We start from the raw sequence: 19,823 nt of genomic DNA on the forward strand, positions 1-19,823 counted from the left end.
GCGGCGTCGAGGGCCTTGTCGATGTCCTCGGCGGTGGAACGGGGGAACTCGGCGATCGGCTGGCCGTTCACCGGCGAGGTGTTGGTGAAGTACTGGCCCTTGACCGGAGGCACGAACTCACCGCCGATATAGTTGCCGTAGCGAGGCTTGAAGGTGACGACGGCACCGGGGGTTCCGGGCGCTGCGTAGATCATGGCGAAGCTCTCCTGTGTGGTCGTTCCGCCGTGGCGCGGCGGACTCGTGCAAGGCCGCCGCGGTCGGCGGCGAAGGGTCGGGCGCGTCACTCGTCGACGTGCACGCTTTCCAGATAGCTGCGGATCGCCCAGAGGCCTTCCTGGCTGATGAAGTCGGCCATCTTCGGCATGTACACCGCGCCATCGCGCACCGCGCCGTTGATGACCCGCTCCTTGAACCATTCGTCGCCCTCGGCGCCGGTCTCCAGCAGGCGCAGGTCCGGGGCGATGCCGCCGGACTTGGCTTCCAGGCCGTGGCAGCGCGCGCAGTTCTGGTTGTAGGCGGAGGCGCCGATCTCGACGGCGAGGTCGTGCTTGGCGTAGGGCTCGCGGTAGGGGTTGGTGTCGCGCCATTCCTTGCCCAGCGGCTCGAGTCCCTTGGTGTCCACTGCCTGGGGGGTCACATCGCCGTGGGCCAGCGCCAGGCTCGAGAGGCTGAGACCGGCCAGCACCAGCAGGCCGCGCAAGGCGTTGTTCTTGTTCATCACTTCATTCCTCCGGGGAGACAGGACAAGGCACGGGCGCCAAACGGCGCTCATCGCCATCCTAGGAAGCTCCGCCGCGCGCCCGAATCCTGCTTTGGGCGTCCTCGCCTACTCCCTTCGGAGTAGAGCCTCGGAAGGCCTTACGCGGGGCTTTGGCAGCAAGTCCAAGTCATGCCCCGTCCGGGAAGTCTTCCCGGCCGAATCGGGCGATCTTCCGTTCCCGTCGGCGCGCCCCGCTTCCACCATGAAGCCGCCGCGGCCCGAGCAGCGGCCTGCCGTTTCTCGACCCTCACTCCAAACGGGAACCCGATCATGACAACAAGAACCTCACCCGCCCCTGCCGGCCTCCTGCGCCCGAGCCTGCACTGCCTCGCCTTCGCCGTCGCCCTGGGCAGCGCTGGCGCCGCGCTGGCCAAGGATGTGACCTGGGAGGACATCGCCAACGACGACAAGACCACCGGCGACGTGCTGCAGTACGGCATGGGCACCCACGCCCAGCGCTGGAGCCCGCTCAAGCAGGTCAACGCCGACAACGTGTTCAAGCTGACCCCGGCCTGGTCGTACTCCTTCGGCGACGAGAAACAGCGCGGCCAGGAGTCCCAGGCCATCGTCAGCGACGGCGTGATCTACGTGACCGCCTCCTACTCGCGGCTGTTCGCCCTCGATGCGAAGACCGGCAAGCGCCTGTGGACCTACAACCACCGCCTGCCCGACGACATCCGCCCGTGCTGCGACGTGGTCAACCGCGGCGCCGCGATCTATGGCGACAAGGTGTTCTTCGGCACCCTCGACGCCTCGGTGGTGGCGCTGAACAAGAACACCGGCAAGGTGGTGTGGAAGAAGAAGTTCGCCGATCACGGCGCCGGCTACACCATGACTGGCGCGCCGACCATCGTGAAGGACGGCAAGACCGGCAAGGTCCTGCTGATCCACGGCAGTTCGGGCGACGAGTTCGGCGTGGTCGGCCGCCTGTTCGCCCGCGATCCGGATACCGGCGAGGAAATCTGGATGCGTCCCTTCGTCGAAGGCCACATGGGCCGCCTGAACGGCAAGGACAGCACGGTGACCGGCGACGTCAAGGCGCCCTCCTGGCCGGACGATCGCAACTCGCCGACCGGCAAGGTCGAGTCGTGGAGCCACGGCGGCGGCGCTCCCTGGCAGAGCGCCAGCTTCGACGCCGAGACCAACACCATCATCGTCGGCGCCGGCAACCCCGGCCCGTGGAACACCTGGGCGCGCACCGCCAAGGGCGGCAACCCGCACGACTACGACAGCCTCTACACCTCCGGCCAGGTCGGGGTGGACCCGAGCAGCGGCGAGGTGAAGTGGTTCTACCAGCACACCCCCAACGACGCCTGGGACTTCTCCGGCAACAACGAACTGGTGCTGTTCGACTACAAGGCCAAGGACGGCAAGATCGTCAAGGCCACCGCCCACGCCGACCGCAACGGCTTCTTCTATGTGGTCGACCGCAGCAACGGCAAGTTGCAGAACGCCTTCCCCTTCGTCGACAACATCACCTGGGCCAGCCACATCGACCTGAAGACCGGCCGCCCGGTGGAGCGCGAGGGCCAGCGCCCGCCGCTGCCGGAACCGGGGCAGAAGCATGGCAAGGCGGTGGAAGTATCGCCGCCGTTCCTCGGCGGCAAGAACTGGAACCCGATGGCCTACAGCCAGGACACCGGCCTGTTCTACGTGCCGGCCAACCACTGGAAGGAAGACTACTGGACCGAGGAGGTCAGCTATACGAAGGGCAGCGCCTACCTGGGCATGGGCTTCCGGATCAAGCGCATGTACGACGACCACGTCGGCAGCCTGCGCGCCATGGACCCGGTCAGCGGCAAGGTGGTCTGGGAACACAAGGAACACCTGCCGCTCTGGGCCGGGGTGCTGGCCACCGCCGGCAACCTGGTGTTCACCGGCACCGGCGACGGCTACTTCAAGGCCTTCGACGCGAAGAGCGGCAAGGAGCTGTGGAAATTCCAGACCGGCAGCGGCATCGTCTCGCCACCGATCACCTGGGAACAGGACGGCGAGCAGTACCTCGGCGTGACCGTCGGCTACGGCGGCGCCGTGCCGCTGTGGGGCGGCGACATGGCCGACCTGACCCGGCCGGTGGCCCAGGGCGGTTCCTTCTGGGTATTCAAGCTGCCCAGCTGGGACAACCGCACCGCCAGCCGCTGATCCCCGCGCCGCGCCCTGCGAGGCGCGGCTTTCCCCGCCTGCGGAGTATCCCGATGAAGACCTTCCTCCTCTGCGCCGCCCTGCTCGGCGCCGGCCTGGCCCAGGCCGCCGACGACATCGACGACGTCCGCGTCATCGCCGGCTGCCGCCTGGAGCCCGGCGCGCGCTGCGCCAAGGCCGACTTGCGCGGCGCCGACCTGCGCAACCTCGACCTCGGCCGCATCGACCTGGCCGGCGCCGATCTCTCCGGCGCCGACCTGCGTCACGCCAGGCTCGACCTGGCCAACCTGGAAAAAGCCAACCTGCGTGGTGCCGACCTCACCCGCGCCAGCCTGCAGCAAGCCAACCTGCGCGGCGCCGACCTCTCCGGCGCCAGGGCGGTGGCGATCCAGGCCTGGGGCCTGTTCGCCCAGGGCGCCCAGTGGCAAGGCGCCGACCTCACCGCCGCCTACCTGGAGTTCGCCCGTCTCAGCGGCGGCCGCCTGCACCAGGCCACGCTGCGCGCCGCCGACCTGGAGATGACCTGGCTGTCCCGCGCCGATCTCAAGGGCGCCGACCTGCGCGACGCCAACCTGCAGGAAGTCAAGCTGGCCGAGGCCAACCTGGAAGATGCCGACCTGCGCGGCAGCAAGGTGCGCTTCGGCAACTTCCAGGGCAGCAACATGCAGGGTTGCAAGGATTGCCCCGCGGGCTGGCAGTGAAGCGCCGGACAGCAGCGACGGCGCCCCTAGCCGAGGCTGCCGCGAGCCTCCTCGGCGAGCGGCAGCGGCAGGCCCAGCCGCAGCACGCCGCTGTCGATGGCCCGGTGCACCAGTTCCGCCTGGGTACTCACCTGCAACTTCTGCTTGAGCAGGCTGACATGGTTGGACACGGTCTTGGCGCTTACCCCCAGGTGCTCGGCCACCTCGCGCAGGGCCTGGCCACGCGCGAGCAGGCGGAAGATCTCGAACTCGCGACGGGTCAGCCCGCGCAACGCTGCCCCGCCCTGCTCTTCCCACGACTGGCAGGCCAGGCGCGTGGCCAGGGGCTGCTCCAGATAGAGCTGGCCGGCGAGCACTCGCCGTATCGCCTCCAGCAGCACCGTCGGCGCCGCGCGCTTGGTCACGTAGCCGCGGGCACCGGCATCCAGCGCCTGGCGCACCAGGGCCAGTTCGTCGTGGAGGCTGAAGAACAGCACACGCAACTGCGGCAGGCGCTGGCGCAGCCGGCGAGTCAGTTCCAGGCCGCTGATGCCCGGCAGGCCGAGATCGACGATGACCAGCGAAGGAATTTCCCGCTGCACCGCCTGCAAGGCTTCTTCGCCATCGCCGGCCTCGCTCACCTCCACGTCGGGGAGCAGCCCGCGCAACAGCGCGGCCAGCCCTTCGCGGACCACGAAATGATCGTCCACCAGCAGGATCTTCATCGTCCTCTCCTCTCAGTCGCCGCGTTCCAGCGGCATCCGCAGGCGCAACGCCAGGCCCTGTCCGGGACGGCTGCGCAGGCTCAGTTCAGCGCCCAGGCAGCGCGCGCGCTGGCGCATCGAGTCCAGGCCGAAGCCGGGTGCCGGGTCCGCCGCGCAGCCGCGACCGTCGTCGCGTACGCTCAGGTAGAGAAAGCCGCCACGGCGTTGCAGGCGGATCCGCACGCGGCTGGCGCCGGCATGCCGGGCGACGTTGTTCAGCGCCTCCTGCAACAGGCGGTAGAGATGGGTCCCGGCCGCCGCATCCAGGGGCGGCAGCGGACCGCCCAGGCGCAGCTCGCAGGCGATGCCCTGGCCTTCCTGCCAGTCCGCCACGCAGGCGCGCAGCGCCTCGTCCAGCGACTGGCGTTGCAGGGCCGGCGGCGGTAGACCGCGCAGCAGCGCGCGGAAGCTGTCGTCCAGCCCCTGGCAGTAGCGCTCCAGGCGTGCCAGCGCCGGCTGCCCGTCGCCTGCCGTGCAGCGCAGCAACAACAGTTGGGTGCGGATACCCGTCAGGTACTGGCCGATATCGTCATGCACCGCCTGGGCCAGCAAGCGCCGCTCGCGCTCCTGCACGGCGAGCAGCCAGCGGTACTCCGCCGGGCCGGCGGGTCGCAGGTCATCCATGGCGTGGCTCAGGGGGCGATCCGACAGGCCTGTCCGACGGCGCAGGCGGCAGGTCTTTCCTGGCCGAGGTGGCGGGAATAGAGGAAATCGAACCCGAGCAGGCTGAGGATCAGCAGGATGGGCAACACCAGGGTGACGGCGATGCGCATGGCGGCGACTCCTGTCCATTGTCGTTGTCGAGACATGCTAGGACGCGCGGAGCCACGGCGTGCTACTACCTTGGTACTGCCGGGCCGCTACTTTTGCGCGGCCACCCGCCTCCAGCCGCCCTTGCGGGCGCCGCCGATGCAGCAGGAGCGCTGCGCAAGCGCCTGGTCCTGCTACTTTGGTACTGGTTCACCCCTCCGGACGTCGAATTTCCAAAGCAGCGCGCCTGCCCTGTAATGACGCATACAAGAAGAAACGACGAGAAGCCGCCATGCCCCGCCTTGCCTTGCCCCGCGTAGCGCCCGACTACCCTGCGGCGGTCCCGCCGCAGTACCGAGTTCGCCTTCTCCGCCTACCCGGCTGCCGACCGTCCGCGACGCGTCCCCGGCAGCGCGCGGCGGAACGCCCGCCCGCTGGGCTATCGCGCCCACGACTGCTACCGTGAGCGCATTCGCATCCGCCCGCGTGCCCCGAGCCGCCACCAGCCGCCCATAACGACAATAACGAGGTGCAGGCCATGTACAAGATCCTGATCGCCGACGACCACCCGCTGTTCCGCGAGGCCATCCACAATGTCATCGCCGACGGATTCCCCGGCAGCGAAGTGATGGAAACCGCCGACCTTGACAGCGCCCTGGGCCTGACCCAGGAACACGACGACCTCGACCTGATCCTGCTCGACCTGAACATGCCCGGCATGCACGGCCTCAACGGCCTGATGAACCTGCGCAACGAGGCCCCGACCATTCCCGTGGTTATCGTCTCCGCCGAGCAGGACAAGCAGGTGGTGCTACAGGCCATCACCTACGGCGCGGTGGGCTTCATCACCAAGTCCTCGCCACGCGCGCAGATGACCGAAGCCATCGAGCAGATCCTCAACGGCAACGTCTACCTGCCCTCGGACGTGATCCGCACCCAGAAGAGTTCGCCGCGACGCAGCGGCCACGAAGAACACGGCATCTCCCCGGAACTGCTCCAGGCCCTGACCCGCAAGCAGCTGCTGGTGCTGGAGCGGATGACCAAGGGCGAGTCGAACAAGCAGATCGCCTACAACCTGGACATCGCCGAGACCACGGTGAAGGCGCACGTCTCGGCGATCCTGCGCAAGCTCAAGGTACACAACCGGGTCCAGGCGATCCTCAGCGCCGGCGACATCGACTTCGCCGCCTACCTGCGCCGCTGAGACCCGCCGATGCCCGACCGCCGTACCCTGCTGCTCACTGTCCTGGCGATGCTGGCCTTCGCCGGCAATTCGCTGCTCTGCCGCGCGGCGCTGAAGGACACCGCCATCGACGCGGTCAGCTTCACCGCCCTGCGTCTCTTCTCCGGCGCCCTCATGCTCGCCGTCCTGCTGCATCTGCGCCGGCGCCCGGCCACGCCCGCGCGCGGCGGCTGGCGCGGGGCGGCGGCGCTGTTCGTCTACGCGGCCGCGTTCTCCTACGCCTACGTGCAGCTGGACGCCGGCACCGGCGCGCTGCTGCTATTCGGCGCGGTACAGGTCACCCTGCTGCTGGCCGGCCTGCTGCGCGGCGAACGGCTGGGCGGACAGGCGCTGCTCGGTTTCCTGCTGGCCCTGGGCGGCCTGCTGTTCCTGTTGCTCCCCGGAGCCAGCGCGCCGCCGCTGGGCGGTGCCCTGCTGATGCTCCTGTCCGGCCTCGCCTGGGGCCTCTATACCCTGCTCGGCCGCGGCGGCGGCGATCCGCTGGCGGTCAGCGCCGGCAACTTCCTCCGAGCCCTTGCCTTCGCCGCCCTGCTGCTCCTGGCATTCCATGGGCAGTTGCGGCTGGACGGCGCCGGGCTGGCCTATGCCCTGCTTTCCGGCGCCCTCGCCTCCGGCCTCGGCTACGCCGTCTGGTACAGCGCACTGCCGGGGCTGACGGCGATCCAGGGCGCCTCGGTGCAGCTCAGCGTGCCGGTGCTCGCCGCCCTCTGCGGCGCCCTACTGCTCGGCGAGCCGCTCGCCCCGCGATTGCCGCCGGCGACCCTGGCGGTGCTCGGCGGGATCGCCCTGATCCTCGCCCCGCGCCTGGGCCGCGCGGCACGCGAAGGCGCCTGAATCAGACCGAGGCTTCGCGCTCCAGCAAGTGGCAGAGCGCGGTCTTCAGCTTCATCGGCCGCACCGGCTTGTGCATCAGGGTATGGCCAAGCTCGCGAACCTGCTGCTTGAGTTCGTTGCTGTAGTTGGCGGTGATCATCAGCGCCGGCAGCGGCGAGCCGCGCCGGGCGTTGATCGCGGCGACCGCGTCGACGCCGTTGCGCTGGTCGTCGAGGTGATAGTCGACGATCAGCAGGTCGGCCTCGGCATGGTAGTTGTCGACCTGTCGCGCCAGGTCTTCCTCCGACAGCGCCGTCACTACCCGGCAGCCCCAGGCTTCGAGCAACGTGCGCATGCCGGCGCAGATCGCCGCATCGTTGTCCAGCACCCACACCCGCGAACCACGCAGGCGCTCGCGCAGGTCGTCCGCGCTGGCCAGCGGCTCGGCGCGACTGCGCGGGGCATGGCGGGCCAGCGGTACCTCGATGGCGAAGCACGAGCCCTTACCCGGCAGCGAGCCGACCCGGACCCGGTGGCCGAGCATGCGGGCGATCTTGTCGACGATCGCCAATCCCAGGCCGAGCCCGCGGTCCTGGTGGCAACGCTGCGACTCGCCGCGCTTGAATTCCTGGAAAATCTCGCCGAGCTTGTCGGCGGCGATGCCCACCCCGGTGTCCCAGACCTCGATCGACAGGCGCTGCCGATGCCGGCGGCAACCCAGCAGCACGCGCCCTCGCGGGGTATAGCGGATGGCGTTGGAAAGCAGGTTGCGGAGGATTCGCGCGAGCAGTTGCTGGTCGCTGCGGACCAGCGCCCCGCAGGCCACGAAGTCCAGGCGTAGCCCTTCGCTGGCGGCTACCTGGCGGTACTCCGCGGCCAGGTTGCCGAGCAGTTCGCCAAGCTCGAACGGGGCGATGTCCGGGGTGATCACGCCGGCGTCCAGCTTGGAAATGTCCACCAGGGTGCCGAGCAGGTTCTCCACGTCCTCCAGCGAATGGCTGATGTTGTTCACCAGCGCCTCGTTGTCCCGCGCCGCGCTGCCGCGCTCCTGCAAGGCGCTGGTGAACAGCCGCGCGGCGTTCAGCGGTTGCAGCAGGTCGTGGCTGACCGCCGCGAGGAACTTGGTCTTCGACAGGTTGGCCTGTTCCGCCTCGCGCTTGGCCTCGCGCAGGCGCGCCTCGACCTGGCTGCGCTCGTGGATCTCGCGCTTGAACTGGTCGTTGAGGGTGGTCAGCTCGGCGGTCCGCTCGCGCACCCGCTGTTCGAGGTTCTGGTAGGCCTGGTGCAGCGCCTCGGCGGTCCGCCGGCGCTCGGTGATATCCCGAATCAGCACGAACAGCCCGGCGACCCGGCCGTCGGCCTGGCGGTTCGGCACGTAGGAGCGCTGCATGTAGCGCTCCTCGCCGGACAACGCGGTCTCGGCGATCTCGAAGGTCACGCTTTCGCCGGCCAGGGCCCGCTCGAAGTACGGTTCCAGGCGCCGGCAGTGCTCGGCGCCATGCACGTCGCGCAGGCAGCGGCCGAGCATCGAGCCGCTGGGCCAGCGGTACCACTCCTCGTAGACCTTGTTGGTGAATTCGTAGACCAGTTCGTCGCTGAGATAGGCGATCAGCGCCGGCACCTGGTCGGTGATCAGGCGGATCCAGCGCTCGCTGGCGCGCAACGCCTCGGCGTGGCGATAGCGTTCGGTGATGTCGGTGAAGGTGTTGACGAAGCCGCCGGTGGGCAGCGCATGGGTACGGATCTCCAGCACCCGGCCATCGAACAGGCGCTGCTCGCGGGCGCTCAGCGGACTCCCCTGGGAGTCCTGGCTGCACGGCGTGAGCAACGGCAATTCGCTCTCCGCCATGACTTCGGCGAAGGCCCGGTGCCCGGCGATCGGCGCCAGCCCGCAGAGTTCCAGGAAGCGCCGGTTCCACAACTCCAGCACGCCGTCGGCACCGACCATCGCCACGCCCTGGGAGAGGTTGTCCACCGCCCGCTGCAACAGGTGCGACTTCTGCGCCAGCGCCTGCTCGCGGCGCGCGGTCTCGCTGAGCTTGATCTCGGTGACGTCGCTGTAGAGTACCGCCAGCCCGCCGTCGCGGGTCGGCCGTTCGCTCATCCGCAGCCAGCGCTCGTCGCGCAGGCGATACAGGGTCTGCTGGTCGCCGCCGCGCTGTTCCTCGACGATCAGCCCGCCGCTGCGCGCCAGCCGGTGCAGTTCGGCGCGGCGCATGCCAGGACCGATCCGCGCCCGGCTGTCGACCCACAGCGCGCGGAAGCGCTCGTTGAACAGCACGATGCGTTGCTGCGGATCGAACAGGACGAAGGCGTCGGAGATGCTTTCGATGGCGTCGAGCAGATGCTGGTGGGCGGTCTCGGCACGCAGGCGAGCGTCGCTGAGCAACTGGTTGCTGGCCTTCAGTTCGAGCATCGTCTGGCTCAGCGCGTCGGTGCGCTCGCGGACCTGCTCGGCCAGCACCACGGAATACTGGAAGGCGCCGTAGGCCTCGTCGCTCTGCGCGGCGCTCGACTCGATGCGTCCGATCAGCGCCTGGTTGATCCGCTGCAACTTGTGCCGCTCTTCTTCGAGGGCGACGACCCGCGCCTGCAGCTCAGCGACGGACACCTCCGCGGGGTCGGCCAATGGCGACCCCGGTGAAGGTCTGGTTGATATGCATGCCATTGAATTGCTCTCCGTAGGTGTTGAAGCCGATCACCTGCTGGCTGCGGAGAAACGCGGCGGTCGCTTGAGTGTCACCGCCGACCTCCAGCTCCAGGCGCCGCAGGAAGCAGTCGCAACCGATGGTCAGCAACGGCGGTCCGAGGCGCTCGTGGAGGCGGCGGAACTGCGCCTCCAGGTTGGGCAACAGCGGGCCGGTGCTCATCGCGGTGAGAACGATGCCGTTCTCCACCGCACAGTAGAACGTCAGGCTCAGGTCCTCGTTGGCCTGCTGGATCGAGCGCACGTAATAGCGTTCGTCGACCCGCACCGCCAGCGGATGCGCGGAGAACAGGGCGAAATCCAGCGCCTGCGGCGCCACCCCGACCAGCCGGGCGTATTCCAGCGCCGCCGGCTCGGCGTTGAGTTCGTGGACCCGCCGGCTGCCGCTGTCGGCGCGGGTCACCACCAACTTTTCGGCGCGCGGCACCACGTGATGGGTGGTGAAGACCTCGAAGTCCAGCCAGGTGTTGACCAGCACCACCACTGCCGCCCCGGTATGGAACTGGCCCTGGTGGTAGACATGGGTGTGGGTCAGGTGCCGGTCGTCGCCGGCCGAGCCACCGAAATGCGGGATCGCGCCGAGCGCCGCGCCAAGCGCGGCGAGCACCACCTCTTCGCGGCTGGACAGGCCGTCGAGCAAGGTCAGGGCGAAACTGTGGTCCTTGATCGGCGCCAGGCCGCCGCGGCGACAGCCGGCCACCAGGGTCTCGACCATCTGCTGCGCGTCCAGCAGGCTGAAGCGCTCCATTTCGTCGATCAGCGCGCTGCTGATGGCGAAGCTGCGCACGTCGAAGCCCACCGCGCTGACGCAGCCGCGCCCGTAGCCCGCCGGAGTGATCTCGCCGGCGGTGGTGCAGCCGACCAGGTCGATGCCGCCGAAGTAGCGTTCGAGCATCTCGCCGAGGGCCGGCAGGTCGTATTCCGCGGAACAGAAGAACAGCACGAAGCCCAGGTGCGGATGGATAAGCTGGCGCGCCAGGTCCTGGGCCACCACTTCGACGTCGCGCGCGCTGGACATGCCCCTGCAGACCCCTTCCCCCTGCCCTTCGTACATGCCCGCTCCCCCGTCGTTCCGCCTCGCCAGCATTCTACGAAGGGCGCCGCCGCGGCCCCTATCCTACTTGGGTCGCGGCGGGGTCCTTCGAAAGTAGCGGTATCACCAGTTCAATACGGCGCCGAGGGCCACGGTGTCGGTGTCCTCGTCGAGCGCGGCACCGTCGCGCCCGTCGATCCGGTAGCGGTTCAGCTCGGCGACCAGCTTGAGGTTGTCGTTGATCGTGCGGAAATAGGCGATGCCGCGACTCTCGTAGTCGGCCGCGGAACCCAGGCCGTTGCCGTCGTCGACGGTCTTGCCGTAGGACAGCGCCAGGCGGTTCTTGCCCCATGAATACGAGCCCTGCAGCAATGCGCCGCGGCTGTCCACTTCGCGCAGCGCGGCTTCGCCGGCGTTGTTGGTGAAGAACGGATTGATGCCCTTGGCGGTGAACCCCGAACCGGTCACGGAGAAACCGCCCATCTTCACCTGCAAGCCATAGCCGACCCCCTTGGAAGTCACGCTGTCGACGCTGTCGCTGGTGTTCTTCGAAGTCTGGTAGCCGCCGTTGATCCAGCTGTAGACCTGCGCCCCGGCCAGGTCGAACTGGTAGCTGACCTCGCTCTCGTAGCGCGGGTTGTCCTGGTAGGCCTTGTCGTCGAGGCCGTCGCTGGCGTCTTTGTCGATCTGGTTGGAGTCGATCGGGTCGAGGATGCCCACGGCGATGCGCAGGCCGGGCAGCAGGTCGTTGTTGCGGTAGGTGATCTGCGAGGTGGGGAACGGGTACGGATAGCCGGTGCCGATGTTGCCGAAGGAGACGCCCTTGCCGTCCACCAGGCCGAGGGTGTCGCTGGGGTTGCCGAAACCGGCCAGCAGTTCGTCGAGGAAGATGTTCGAGCGCGAGAACAGGCCGAAGTCCTTGCCGATCAGCACCTCGCCCCAGTCGCCGGCGACCGTGCCGTAGAACTGACGGACGTCGATGGCGGTATCGGTGCCGTCGGTCTCGCTGTCGTTGATGGTCACCCAGAAGGAAGCGCGACCACCGAGGCTCAGGTCGTCGACCTTCCTGCCGAAGTTGAAGCCGATGTAGTTCGGCAGGAAGCCCATCTTCACCCGCGACTGGCGGCGATCGTAGGTCTCGCCCTGGCGGTCGACGTCGCTGTTGACGTAGAAGGCATTGAAGTAGCCGTCGGTGGAAAAGGTGGTCTCGTCCTTGTCGTACAGCAGGATATCGGCGGCGGCCGGTTGCAGGCCGCCCAGGGCACCCAGCGAGGCCAGGGTCAGCGGCAGGATTCGGCGAACGGCGGTGTTGTTCTTGTTCATGACGCACTCCGCGAGGTGAAACGACCGGGCCGGTCGTGGCGGAGCCGATTATCGAAACCGGGAAAGCCCGGCCATACGCTTCCTTGGGCCTGCTTCGACGCTTCTTCATGGTGGGCGTGGGTGCCGCTGCGCAAGGCGCGGGCAGCGCTCCTCCGGCGGTAGCGCAACCTTGGTCGCGGCGGGAGCGCCACCGAAGCAGCGCGGCTTTCGACCTAACGCCGCAGTGACGCCGGCAAGGCTGTCGTCGAGTTACCGCGTGGCTCGCTTCAGCGCCGGCTGGAAAGCACCCACCAGCCGCCGCGCGCCTCCAGCAACCGGGCCTGGGCCGCGAGCAGGTCGTCGCCGCTCAGGCCGAGGGCGGCCTCGGCGAGCAGCCGGGAGCGACCGGCGCCACCGCCAAGGTGCTCCGCCCAGGCGCGCCGGGCTCGCTCGGCGAAGCTACCCGGCGCTCGGCGCAGGTCGTCGGCGAGGGCTTCGCGCAGGCCGGCCAGGCGTTGCGCCGGCAGTTGCGCGAGCGCCTCGACGGAGCGCTGGAGGAAGGTCTCCATATGCTCCAGCAGGCGTTCCGGGCAGGCACGCGGGGATTGCGCGGCGAACAGCAGGCCGCGCCGGGCGCCGACCTCGCGGAAGCCGCAGAACAACGCGTAGCCCAGTTGCAGCTCGTCGCGCAGGCGCCGCTGGAAGGCCGGTTCGTGCAGGCGCGCCAGCAAGCGCCAGGCCGCCTCCATCGGCACCTCCGGCGAGGGCAGCGGGCAGAACAGCAGCAACGCCGACTCGCCGTCCATGGCCAGTTCGCGGCGATGCCGTCCGGGCCTCGGCGGCATAGGCTCCAGGCGCTCGCCGGCAGCCTGGCCGGGCATCCATCGGGGATCTGGCATCGCGGCCTGCATGACCAAGGCGTCCCAGCGCGTCCGCCGCCAGTCGTCGACCTCCGCCAGCGGCTCGCCGAGTAGGCCGGGCAAGGCGTCCAGCAACTGCCGGATCGGCAGGCCAGTGGCGCTGCGGCGCCGCTCGGCGGAGGACAGACGCTCGCCGTTTGCGCGCCAGTCGGGCGGCGCCGCGAGGAGCCGGGCCAGGGCCGGGCGCACGGCTGCCTCGAGGCGATCGCGCGGACCGAGCAGGCTCAGCGACCAGTCTTCGCCGAGCGCCTCCAGGCCCATCTCCACTCCCCCCAGGCGCGCCTGGCCGCACAGCGGACGCAACGCCTGGCGCAGCGCCAGGAAGCGTGACCGTGCGGGAACACCGGGAAAGCGCCAGCGCAGGAACAGCGCGCCCTCGGCGGCGGCACTGGGCGGCAACGGCAGTTCGAAGCGCCAGGCATGCCGCTGCGCGGTCAGCGGCGGCGCTGCGGCAACCGGCGCCACGCTCAGGCGGAAGCCCGCCGACCAGCGCGCTTCGGCGCCGTCGAGTTCGCTGTCCAGGTGCAGCCGCAGGCAGCGGTCGGCTTGCAGCGCGTCCAGGCAGGCCGGGCGAATCTCCGCCGGCAGGCCGAGAACGCGCTGGCGTAGTCGCTCCAGCGGCGCAGTGGGCTCCGCCAGCAACGGCTGGCGCGCCGCCAGCAAGCTGGCGGCATCGTCGCGCAGGGCGCCCAGCCAGTCGAAAAAGGCCGCCTCCAGCGCCGCCGCCGCGCTGCCGTCGAACAGTTCGAAGGTCAACGCCAGGAGCGCCTGCCGCGCGTCCCGATGAACCACCCGCAGCGCCACCGATTCGCCCAGGCCCTGTTCGCCGAGTGCCGCCAGCAACCCGCCCGGCGAGCGATCGCCGAGCAATTCGGCGAACGCCAGCAGGGTCTGTTCGTCGGTCCCCCGCAAAGCGTCGAGGGCAAAGCCCAGCACCAGCCGCGGAGGTCCCGGCAGGCGCAGCGCCAGCGCTTCGCCGGCGAAGGGCAGCAACGGCGGCGGCGGCGGACTCGCGCCTGGCGCGCGCCCCGGCAGGTCGGCGCAGGCACGCTGCGCCAGCCTCTCCAGCTCGTCCAGTGCCTGCGGCCCTTGCAGCCATAGCTGGCAATTGCCGGCGTGATAGTGGGCGGCATGGAATTCGCGCAGGGCCCGCTGGAACGCATCGCTCTCCAGGGCCAGGCTGTCGCGGCGCCCGGCAGCGAAACGCCGCAGGGGGTGTCCGGCGGGCAGGCCGAGGGCCAGCGCCGCGTCGATCAGGGTCTGCTCGTCGGCCGAGCGCGCCAGGTATTCGGCCTCGAGCACTTCGCGCTCGCGCCGTTGCGCATCGATGTCCAGCAAGGGGCGGACGAGCATGTCGATCAGCCGTGCCAGACCGGCGCCAAGGTGCTCCGCCGTCACCTCGAAGAAATAGTCGGTGGTCCTGCCCCGGGTGCTGGCGTTGACCTGGCCGCCGCGGACCTGCAACCACGGCATCAGGCGCTCGTCGCCGGGAAACGCCGCGCCACCGAGAAACGACAGGTGCTCGAGGAAGTGGGCCAGGCCGGGATGCGCGCTCGGCTCGTCGTGGCTGCCCGCCGCCACCCGCAGCCAGGCAGCGGCGCGCGATGCCGCCGGATCATGCGCCAGGTGCAGGCGCAGGCCGTTGGGCAGCACGCAGGCGCGGCTCCTGGGGTGGTGTTGGGCGTGGTGATCCATGGGCGTCCTCGCGGGTTCCGAGGCTGAACCTTACCCTTCCGCGAGGCGAAGGAAATAGTCCTTTCGCCGGGTCGTATCAGGAAGCCGGCGGCTCCTGGCCAGACGCTTCCTCGGAGTACAGCGCCCGTCCGCCGTCGGCCTTGAGCGCCTGCAGGACCTCGGGCGCACGGCACGGGGCGAACAGGTCGAGGCCGGGATCGTAGGCGCCGGTGCGCACTTCCAGCAGGCCGAGCATCGAGTGGAACAGGTTGTCCTGGGACAGCTCCTCGTCGCTGCGCTGGCGCAGGCAGCCACTGTCGAGGCCGAAGGCGCTCTGGTAGCCGGGCGAGAACCAGGCCAGCATGCCGACGTGCTTCTGCTGGTCCGGCGCCAGCAGGTAAGGCGTGCCATGCAGGTAGAGGTTGTACTCGCCGAGCGACTCGCCATGGTCGGAGAGGTAGAGCATGCCGGTATCGATGCGCTCTTCGTTCTTGCGCAGCAGGTCGATCAGGCTGGCCAGCACGTGGTCGGTGTACAGCAGGGTGTTGTCGTAGCCGTTGATGATGCTGTCCCGCGAGCAGGCGCTGAAGTCGTTGCTGGCGCAGACCGGGGTGAACTTCTCGTACTCCCTGGGATAGCGCTTGAAGTAGGCCGGGCCGTGGCTGCCCATCTGGTGCAGCACCAGCACGGTGTCCTGTTGCAGCCCGTCGATGAAGGCCTGCAAGTCGCGCAGGAGGATCTCGTCATGGCACTCGCCGCCGGCGCACAGGGCCGGGTCCTTGCTCTCGCTCAGGTCCTGGAAGGCGACGCGGTCGCAGGTGCCCTTGCAGCCGGACTGGTTGTCCCGCCACAGGACCCGCAGGCCTGCGCGCTGCAACACATCGAGAAGGCCTTCCTGGGTGCGCGCGCGAGCGTCGCTGTAGTCCGCGCGGCCCAGGTTGGAGAACATGCAGGGCACCGACACCGCGGTCTCGGTACCGCAGGAGTGCACGTTGGAGAAGTTGATCAGGCCCTCCTCGGCCTTCAGCCGCGGGTTGGTCTCGCGAGCGTAGCCGTTGAGGCTGAAGTTCTGTGCCCGCGCGCTCTCGCCCACCACCAGCACGGTCAGCGACTTGCGCGCATGGCCCTGCCACAGGGCGGCGCGCCGGGCATCGACGGCGATCGGCCGCAGCGGCTGGCTGGCGGCCTGGGCCTGGCCCTTGGCGTAGCCGATGGCGGCGCCGACCAGGTTGCTCGGGGTGACCTGCAGGCGCAGTTCCTTGTTGTTGCGGAACAGCGAGGACAGCCCCTGGTAATTGGCCAGCGCCACCCCGGCGAGCAGGGCCAGGCAGGCGAGCGCCACCAGCAGCTTGCTCAGCAGCTCGCGTGGCCACGGCCGGTAGCGCACCGGCGTGCGCCACAGCAGCCAGACCGGCAGCGCGCCAAGCAACGCCAGGTAGACGGCGAGCTTCGGCGAAAGCAGGTCGGCGACCTCGGCCGGGTTGGTCTGCATGACGTTGCGCAGCATGCCGACGTCCATCAGCACGCCGTACTGGGTCATGAAGTAGGTGGTACCGGCGGCCGCCAGGATCAGCAGGGTCAGCGCCGGCTTGAGCAGCCAGCGGAACGCCAGCAGGGTCAGCGCCAGGTTGAAGATCGCGGCGATCATCAGGCCGACCGCCAGCATCATGCCGAGGCCCTGCCAGCCCGCCGGGGTGATCGCCAGCAGGCGTTGCCACAGCGGCAGGTTGTAGAACAGCAGGAAGGCGAGGCTGACCAGCAGGGTCAGCAGTTCGGGACGGACGGCGCGGGCTTTCGACATGGGCACGGATCTTCACTGACTTCCGGGTTGCCGTGCGCAGCGTTGCCCCTGGCAGCACTCGACGACGGCGGCAGTCTGCTCGGCGATCCGTCAATCTTTCGTGAAGAATACCTACAGAAAACGTAACCCTTCAGAAGCGCCGCAGCCCTTGTGTTCCGGGGCTTTCAGCCGGATTGCAAAAAGTTCGCGGGAAGCTTTCCGGGCGTTTTCCGGGTTCGCCGGCATACCCCCCGCATGGCGCCGCCGACGCAGGCGGAAGACAGCAAGCGGCAAGGAGCGCGGAGCGCTCCGGCGCTGGCGCCTACGGACTGTTCTGATTGCGACGTCGTTTTTCAACAAAAGGACAGCCAGACCAATGTCTATCCCGCGACCCCGGCATTTTCGTTAGCATGCCAAGTTTCCGGCCCGGCTCCCACAAGGACAGCGGCCGCCTCCCCTGCTCGTCCCATCCAGATGAGTGCCGTTTCCCCTACCCCCCGGGAAACCCTTCTGTGAATTTCCTCGAGCAGCGCGGTACCTCTCCAGCATGAACGCTTTGAAAGGCCGGGACATCCTGGCGCTTGGTTTTATGACCTTTGCCCTGTTCGTCGGGGCCGGCAACATCATCTTCCCGCCCATCGTCGGCTTGCAGTCCGGCCCCCATGTGTGGCTGGCGGCGCTGGGCTTCCTGATCACCGCGGTGGGGCTGCCGGTGATCACCGTGATCGCCCTGGCCAAGGTCGGCGGTTCGGTCGACGCCCTCAGCCATCCGATCGGCAGGTATGCCGGCGGCCTGCTGGCGGCGGTCTGCTACCTGGCGGTCGGCCCGCTGTTCGCCATTCCGCGCACCGCCACGGTGTCCTTCGAGGTCGGCGTGGTGCCGCTGCTCGGCGAGAGCGGCACGGCGCTGTTCGTCTACAGCCTGGCGTACTTCCTTCTGGCCCTGGCCATCTCCCTCTACCCCGGTCGCCTGCTGGACACCGTCGGACGCTTCCTCGCCCCGCTGAAGATCCTCGCCCTGGCGATTCTCGGCGTCGCCGCCTTCCTCTGGCCCGCCGGCCCGATCGGCACGGCCCAGCCGGAGTACACCCAGGCCGCGTTCTCCCAGGGTTTCGTCAACGGCTACCTGACCATGGACACCCTCGCCGCGCTGGTCTTCGGCATCGTCATCGTCAACGCCATCCGTTCCCGCGGCGTGCAGTCGCCGCGGCTGATCACCCGCTACGCCATCGTCGCCGGGCTGATCGCCGGCGTCGGCCTGGTGCTGGTCTACGTCAGCCTGTTCCGGCTCGGCGCCGGCAGCCATGCCATCGCCGCCGACGCCAGCAACGGCGCGGCGGTCCTGCACGCCTACGTGCAACATACCTTCGGCAGCCTCGGCAGCTCGTTCCTGGCGGGACTTATCGCGCTTGCCTGCCTGGTCACCGCGGTCGGTCTGACCTGCGCCTGCGCCGAGTACTTCTGCCAGCGCCTGCCGCTGTCCTACCGCAGCCTGGTGATCATCCTGGCAGGGTTCTCCTTCATCGTTTCCAACCTCGGCCTGACCAAGCTGATCCAGGTCTCGATCCCGGTGCTCACCGCGATCTATCCGCCGTGCATCGTGCTGGTGGCGCTGAGCTTCTGCATCGGCCTCTGGCATTCGGCGACGCGCATCCTCGCCCCGGTGATGCTGGTTTCCCTGGCGTTCGGCGTGCTCGATGCCCTGAAGGCGGCGGGCCTGGGCCAGGACTTCCCGCAATGGCTGCTGCACCTGCCGCTGGCCGAACAGGGCCTGGCCTGGTTGATCCCCTCGGTCGCCACCCTCGCCGCCTGCAGCCTGGTCGACCGCCTGCTGGGCAAGCCCGCGCAAGTCGCCGCCTGAACAGCTCCCAGCGGCCTGCCGCCTGTTCTCCCGGCCAAGCGCGGGATATGCCGGCGGACGGCGCCAATCGCGGCGTCCGCCCCACGGCCCGGCTGGCGCCTGCCGCCGCCGGCAGCGCTTCTTCCCGCGTTCAGCCGAACGAATAAGCACTATCGAGCGGGATGATTTCTAGCGCAGCGGCGCGGTTGTTAGCCTTTCGACCATTCCCCCAGGAAAGCGAATCCAGGAGCCGGTCATGGCCAAGGCACTCATCAGCGTACTGTTGTTCTCCCTCGCCCTCGCCGGCTGCGCCAGCGACTACAACCCCTCTCGCCCGTACAGCAGCGACGAGGTCAGGCAACTGGCGCTGGAGGACCTGGCCCGGCGCAGCCTGTCGTTCGAGGAATACCAGGCCAAGCGTCAGGCGATTCTCGAGGAAAAACCGCAAACCGCCGTCAGCCAGTCCAACGCCGCCCTACGCAGTACCGCCATCTGAGGCCTTTTCGAACGGCCAAGAGAAAGCCCCGCGATGCGGGGCTTCTTCGTATTCGGGGCTGGACGGTCAGCCGCAGGACAGGCGCTTGATCACCAGCGTGTCGTCGACATCGATGTTCAGCCGGCGCGGGTTGTAGTCCATGGTCACCGCATCGTGCGGGCGCAGCGCCCGGGCGACTTCCGCTCCGGCGGCGCGGCGGGCCTCTTCGACGATGGCCGCGGAAGCCTGCTTGCCGACATAGGCCTGCACCGCGTTGGCATCGCAACGGCCGTCCGCTGCCGGGGTGGCCGCGGGCGCGCTGGCGCTGCCGGTGGCTACGCTGGCGCCTTCGGTGGACGGGCTGTCGCCGTTGCTGCTGCAACCGGCGAGCAGGGCCGCGAGAACGAGTGCACTGGAAAACTGCTTCAAAGGCATACCGCCTCCTCTGATCTTCTGGGATCGCCACCTTACCAGTGGCATGGGTTTCCTGGCGAAACTGCAATCCGCGCTGACAAATTCGCCAGCTTCAGTCGCCGCTCAGGCGCTGCAGTTCGCGACGCACCATGGCCGCGTATTCCGGCGGACGCAGGAGGTAGAGCTGGCCCGCGACCCAGTCCAGCCAGCGGCCGCCCTGTTCGGCGCGGGCGTCGAGCAGGCGCCGCGCCTCTTCCTCCGCCCGTTGCCGGTGCTGCCGATGGAATGCCTGGCGCTTCGACAGGCCGGAGGCATCTCCGGTTCGATCGTCGGGAGTGTCGGTCATGGCTCTCTTCGCAACCTGCTGCACAAGCCGGACATTCTAACCACGGAACGCCGTTGCCGTTCGCGGCAAGCGCTTGCCTCCGCCCCGCCCTGCGCCATGCGCCGAGCCCTCTGGCGCGGGGTTCGGCGACCTGGCACGGCCCTTGCGACGGAGCGGCGGTCATTCATTTCCATGGAGGCA

The 19,823-nt window shown here is 69.0% G+C and carries 17 protein-coding genes and 1 pseudogene; 6 read left to right on the plus strand and 12 right to left on the minus strand.

Features of this window, described 5'->3' with window-relative positions:
- Positions 1–194, minus strand: a pseudogene (locus tag AC4OR5_RS28480) (aldehyde dehydrogenase family protein); the annotation flags it as partial.
- An 86-nt stretch (positions 195–280) separates the two neighbouring features.
- Positions 281–718, minus strand: a complete 438-nt coding sequence (gene pedF, locus AC4OR5_RS28485) for a cytochrome c-550 PedF (RefSeq protein ID WP_003088533.1) — start codon at positions 716–718, stop codon at positions 281–283.
- A 312-nt stretch (positions 719–1,030) separates the two neighbouring features.
- Here pedF and exaA point away from each other — a divergent pair, with 312 nt between their 5' ends.
- Complete coding sequence (exaA, locus tag AC4OR5_RS28490) at positions 1,031–2,902, plus strand: quinoprotein ethanol dehydrogenase (RefSeq protein ID WP_003088524.1); 1,872 nt, start codon at positions 1,031–1,033, stop codon at positions 2,900–2,902.
- 53 nt (positions 2,903–2,955) lie between these two features.
- Entirely contained in the window at positions 2,956–3,603 is a 648-nt protein-coding gene (locus AC4OR5_RS28495) for a pentapeptide repeat-containing protein (protein ID WP_003088520.1), read from the plus strand.
- A gap of 26 nt (positions 3,604–3,629) precedes the next feature.
- Here AC4OR5_RS28495 and AC4OR5_RS28500 read toward each other — a convergent pair whose 3' ends face one another.
- The 3 genes from AC4OR5_RS28500 to AC4OR5_RS28510 are packed head-to-tail and all read right to left on the minus strand — an operon-like array spanning position 3,630 to position 5,119.
- The gene (locus AC4OR5_RS28500; RefSeq protein ID WP_058160084.1) at positions 3,630–4,307 is read right to left on the minus strand and encodes a response regulator transcription factor; all 678 of its coding nucleotides are present in this window, start codon (positions 4,305–4,307) and stop codon (positions 3,630–3,632) included.
- Between the two features lie 12 nt (positions 4,308–4,319).
- On the minus strand, positions 4,320–4,970 hold the full coding sequence (locus AC4OR5_RS28505) for a sensor histidine kinase (protein ID WP_023084335.1): 651 nt from the start codon (positions 4,968–4,970) through the stop codon (positions 4,320–4,322).
- Positions 4,971–4,978: 8 nt separating this feature from the next.
- Entirely contained in the window at positions 4,979–5,119 is a 141-nt protein-coding gene (locus AC4OR5_RS28510) for a hypothetical protein (protein ID WP_003088510.1), read from the minus strand.
- Between the two features lie 515 nt (positions 5,120–5,634).
- On the opposite strand from AC4OR5_RS28510, the gene agmR reads away from it, so the two are divergent.
- Together agmR and AC4OR5_RS28520 are read left to right on the plus strand one after the other, a co-directional pair.
- Positions 5,635–6,300, plus strand: coding sequence for a response regulator AgmR (gene agmR, locus AC4OR5_RS28515; RefSeq protein WP_003107754.1), 666 nt, complete (start codon positions 5,635–5,637; stop codon positions 6,298–6,300).
- Positions 6,301–6,309: 9 nt separating this feature from the next.
- Positions 6,310–7,173, plus strand: coding sequence for a DMT family transporter (locus tag AC4OR5_RS28520; protein WP_003113465.1), 864 nt, complete (start codon positions 6,310–6,312; stop codon positions 7,171–7,173).
- 1 nt (position 7,174) lies between these two features.
- Here AC4OR5_RS28520 and nahK read toward each other — a convergent pair whose 3' ends face one another.
- The 5 genes from nahK to AC4OR5_RS28545 all read right to left on the minus strand — a co-directional run bounded on the left by nahK (position 7,175) and on the right by AC4OR5_RS28545 (position 16,589).
- Positions 7,175–9,820 carry a hybrid sensor histidine kinase/response regulator NahK/ErcS' gene (nahK, locus tag AC4OR5_RS28525; RefSeq protein ID WP_074241316.1) on the minus strand — a complete coding sequence of 882 codons (2,646 nt, stop codon included), beginning with the start codon at positions 9,818–9,820 and terminating at the stop codon, positions 7,175–7,177.
- Positions 9,750–10,913 carry a nitric oxide-sensing protein NosP gene (gene nosP, locus AC4OR5_RS28530; RefSeq protein WP_003139768.1) on the minus strand — a complete coding sequence of 388 codons (1,164 nt, stop codon included), beginning with the start codon at positions 10,911–10,913 and terminating at the stop codon, positions 9,750–9,752. Before nosP ends, nahK begins: the two co-directional genes overlap by 71 nt.
- Positions 10,914–11,015: 102 nt before the next feature.
- The gene (locus AC4OR5_RS28535; RefSeq protein WP_034025292.1) at positions 11,016–12,215 is read right to left on the minus strand and encodes a porin; all 1,200 of its coding nucleotides are present in this window, start codon (positions 12,213–12,215) and stop codon (positions 11,016–11,018) included.
- 266 nt (positions 12,216–12,481) lie between these two features.
- Entirely contained in the window at positions 12,482–14,809 is a 2,328-nt protein-coding gene (gene pqqF, locus AC4OR5_RS28540) for a pyrroloquinoline quinone biosynthesis protein PqqF (protein ID WP_049875248.1), read from the minus strand.
- Between the two features lie 76 nt (positions 14,810–14,885).
- The gene (locus tag AC4OR5_RS28545) at positions 14,886–16,589 is read right to left on the minus strand and encodes a phosphoethanolamine transferase (protein ID WP_003088501.1); all 1,704 of its coding nucleotides are present in this window, start codon (positions 16,587–16,589) and stop codon (positions 14,886–14,888) included.
- Between the two features lie 526 nt (positions 16,590–17,115).
- On the opposite strand from AC4OR5_RS28545, the gene brnQ reads away from it, so the two are divergent.
- The gene (gene brnQ, locus AC4OR5_RS28550; protein WP_003113469.1) at positions 17,116–18,429 is read left to right on the plus strand and encodes a branched-chain amino acid transport system II carrier protein; all 1,314 of its coding nucleotides are present in this window, start codon (positions 17,116–17,118) and stop codon (positions 18,427–18,429) included.
- A gap of 235 nt (positions 18,430–18,664) precedes the next feature.
- Entirely contained in the window at positions 18,665–18,904 is a 240-nt protein-coding gene (locus AC4OR5_RS28555) for a hypothetical protein (RefSeq protein WP_003088496.1), read from the plus strand.
- Positions 18,905–18,970: 66 nt separating this feature from the next.
- Here the strand turns inward: AC4OR5_RS28555 and AC4OR5_RS28560 are convergent, their stop codons facing one another.
- Positions 18,971–19,318, minus strand: a complete 348-nt coding sequence (locus AC4OR5_RS28560; RefSeq protein WP_003088494.1) for an I78 family peptidase inhibitor — start codon at positions 19,316–19,318, stop codon at positions 18,971–18,973.
- Positions 19,319–19,409: 91 nt separating this feature from the next.
- Entirely contained in the window at positions 19,410–19,643 is a 234-nt protein-coding gene (locus AC4OR5_RS28565) for a hypothetical protein (protein ID WP_003111311.1), read from the minus strand.
- Positions 19,644–19,823: the final 180 nt, after the last annotated feature.

Source organism: Pseudomonas sp. YA1 (assembly GCF_058680555.1).

Bases quoted from the DNA above. Each gene is read 5' to 3' on its own strand.
- pedF (WP_003088533.1), bottom strand. From the start codon at position 718: ATGAACAAGAACAACGCCTTGCGCGGCCTGCTGGTGCTGGCCGGTCTC.
- exaA (WP_003088524.1), top strand. From the start codon at position 1,031: ATGACAACAAGAACCTCACCCGCCCCTGCCGGCCTCCTGCGCCCGAGC.
- AC4OR5_RS28495 (WP_003088520.1), top strand. From the start codon at position 2,956: ATGAAGACCTTCCTCCTCTGCGCCGCCCTGCTCGGCGCCGGCCTGGCC.
- AC4OR5_RS28500 (WP_058160084.1), bottom strand. From the start codon at position 4,307: ATGAAGATCCTGCTGGTGGACGATCATTTCGTGGTCCGCGAAGGGCTG.
- AC4OR5_RS28505 (WP_023084335.1), bottom strand. From the start codon at position 4,970: ATGGATGACCTGCGACCCGCCGGCCCGGCGGAGTACCGCTGGCTGCTC.
- AC4OR5_RS28510 (WP_003088510.1), bottom strand. From the start codon at position 5,119: ATGCGCATCGCCGTCACCCTGGTGTTGCCCATCCTGCTGATCCTCAGC.
- agmR (WP_003107754.1), top strand. From the start codon at position 5,635: ATGTACAAGATCCTGATCGCCGACGACCACCCGCTGTTCCGCGAGGCC.
- AC4OR5_RS28520 (WP_003113465.1), top strand. From the start codon at position 6,310: ATGCCCGACCGCCGTACCCTGCTGCTCACTGTCCTGGCGATGCTGGCC.
- nahK (WP_074241316.1), bottom strand. From the start codon at position 9,820: ATGGCATGCATATCAACCAGACCTTCACCGGGGTCGCCATTGGCCGAC.
- nosP (WP_003139768.1), bottom strand. From the start codon at position 10,913: ATGTACGAAGGGCAGGGGGAAGGGGTCTGCAGGGGCATGTCCAGCGCG.
- AC4OR5_RS28535 (WP_034025292.1), bottom strand. From the start codon at position 12,215: ATGAACAAGAACAACACCGCCGTTCGCCGAATCCTGCCGCTGACCCTG.
- pqqF (WP_049875248.1), bottom strand. From the start codon at position 14,809: ATGGATCACCACGCCCAACACCACCCCAGGAGCCGCGCCTGCGTGCTG.
- AC4OR5_RS28545 (WP_003088501.1), bottom strand. From the start codon at position 16,589: ATGTCGAAAGCCCGCGCCGTCCGTCCCGAACTGCTGACCCTGCTGGTC.
- brnQ (WP_003113469.1), top strand. From the start codon at position 17,116: ATGAACGCTTTGAAAGGCCGGGACATCCTGGCGCTTGGTTTTATGACC.
- AC4OR5_RS28555 (WP_003088496.1), top strand. From the start codon at position 18,665: ATGGCCAAGGCACTCATCAGCGTACTGTTGTTCTCCCTCGCCCTCGCC.
- AC4OR5_RS28560 (WP_003088494.1), bottom strand. From the start codon at position 19,318: ATGCCTTTGAAGCAGTTTTCCAGTGCACTCGTTCTCGCGGCCCTGCTC.
- AC4OR5_RS28565 (WP_003111311.1), bottom strand. From the start codon at position 19,643: ATGACCGACACTCCCGACGATCGAACCGGAGATGCCTCCGGCCTGTCG.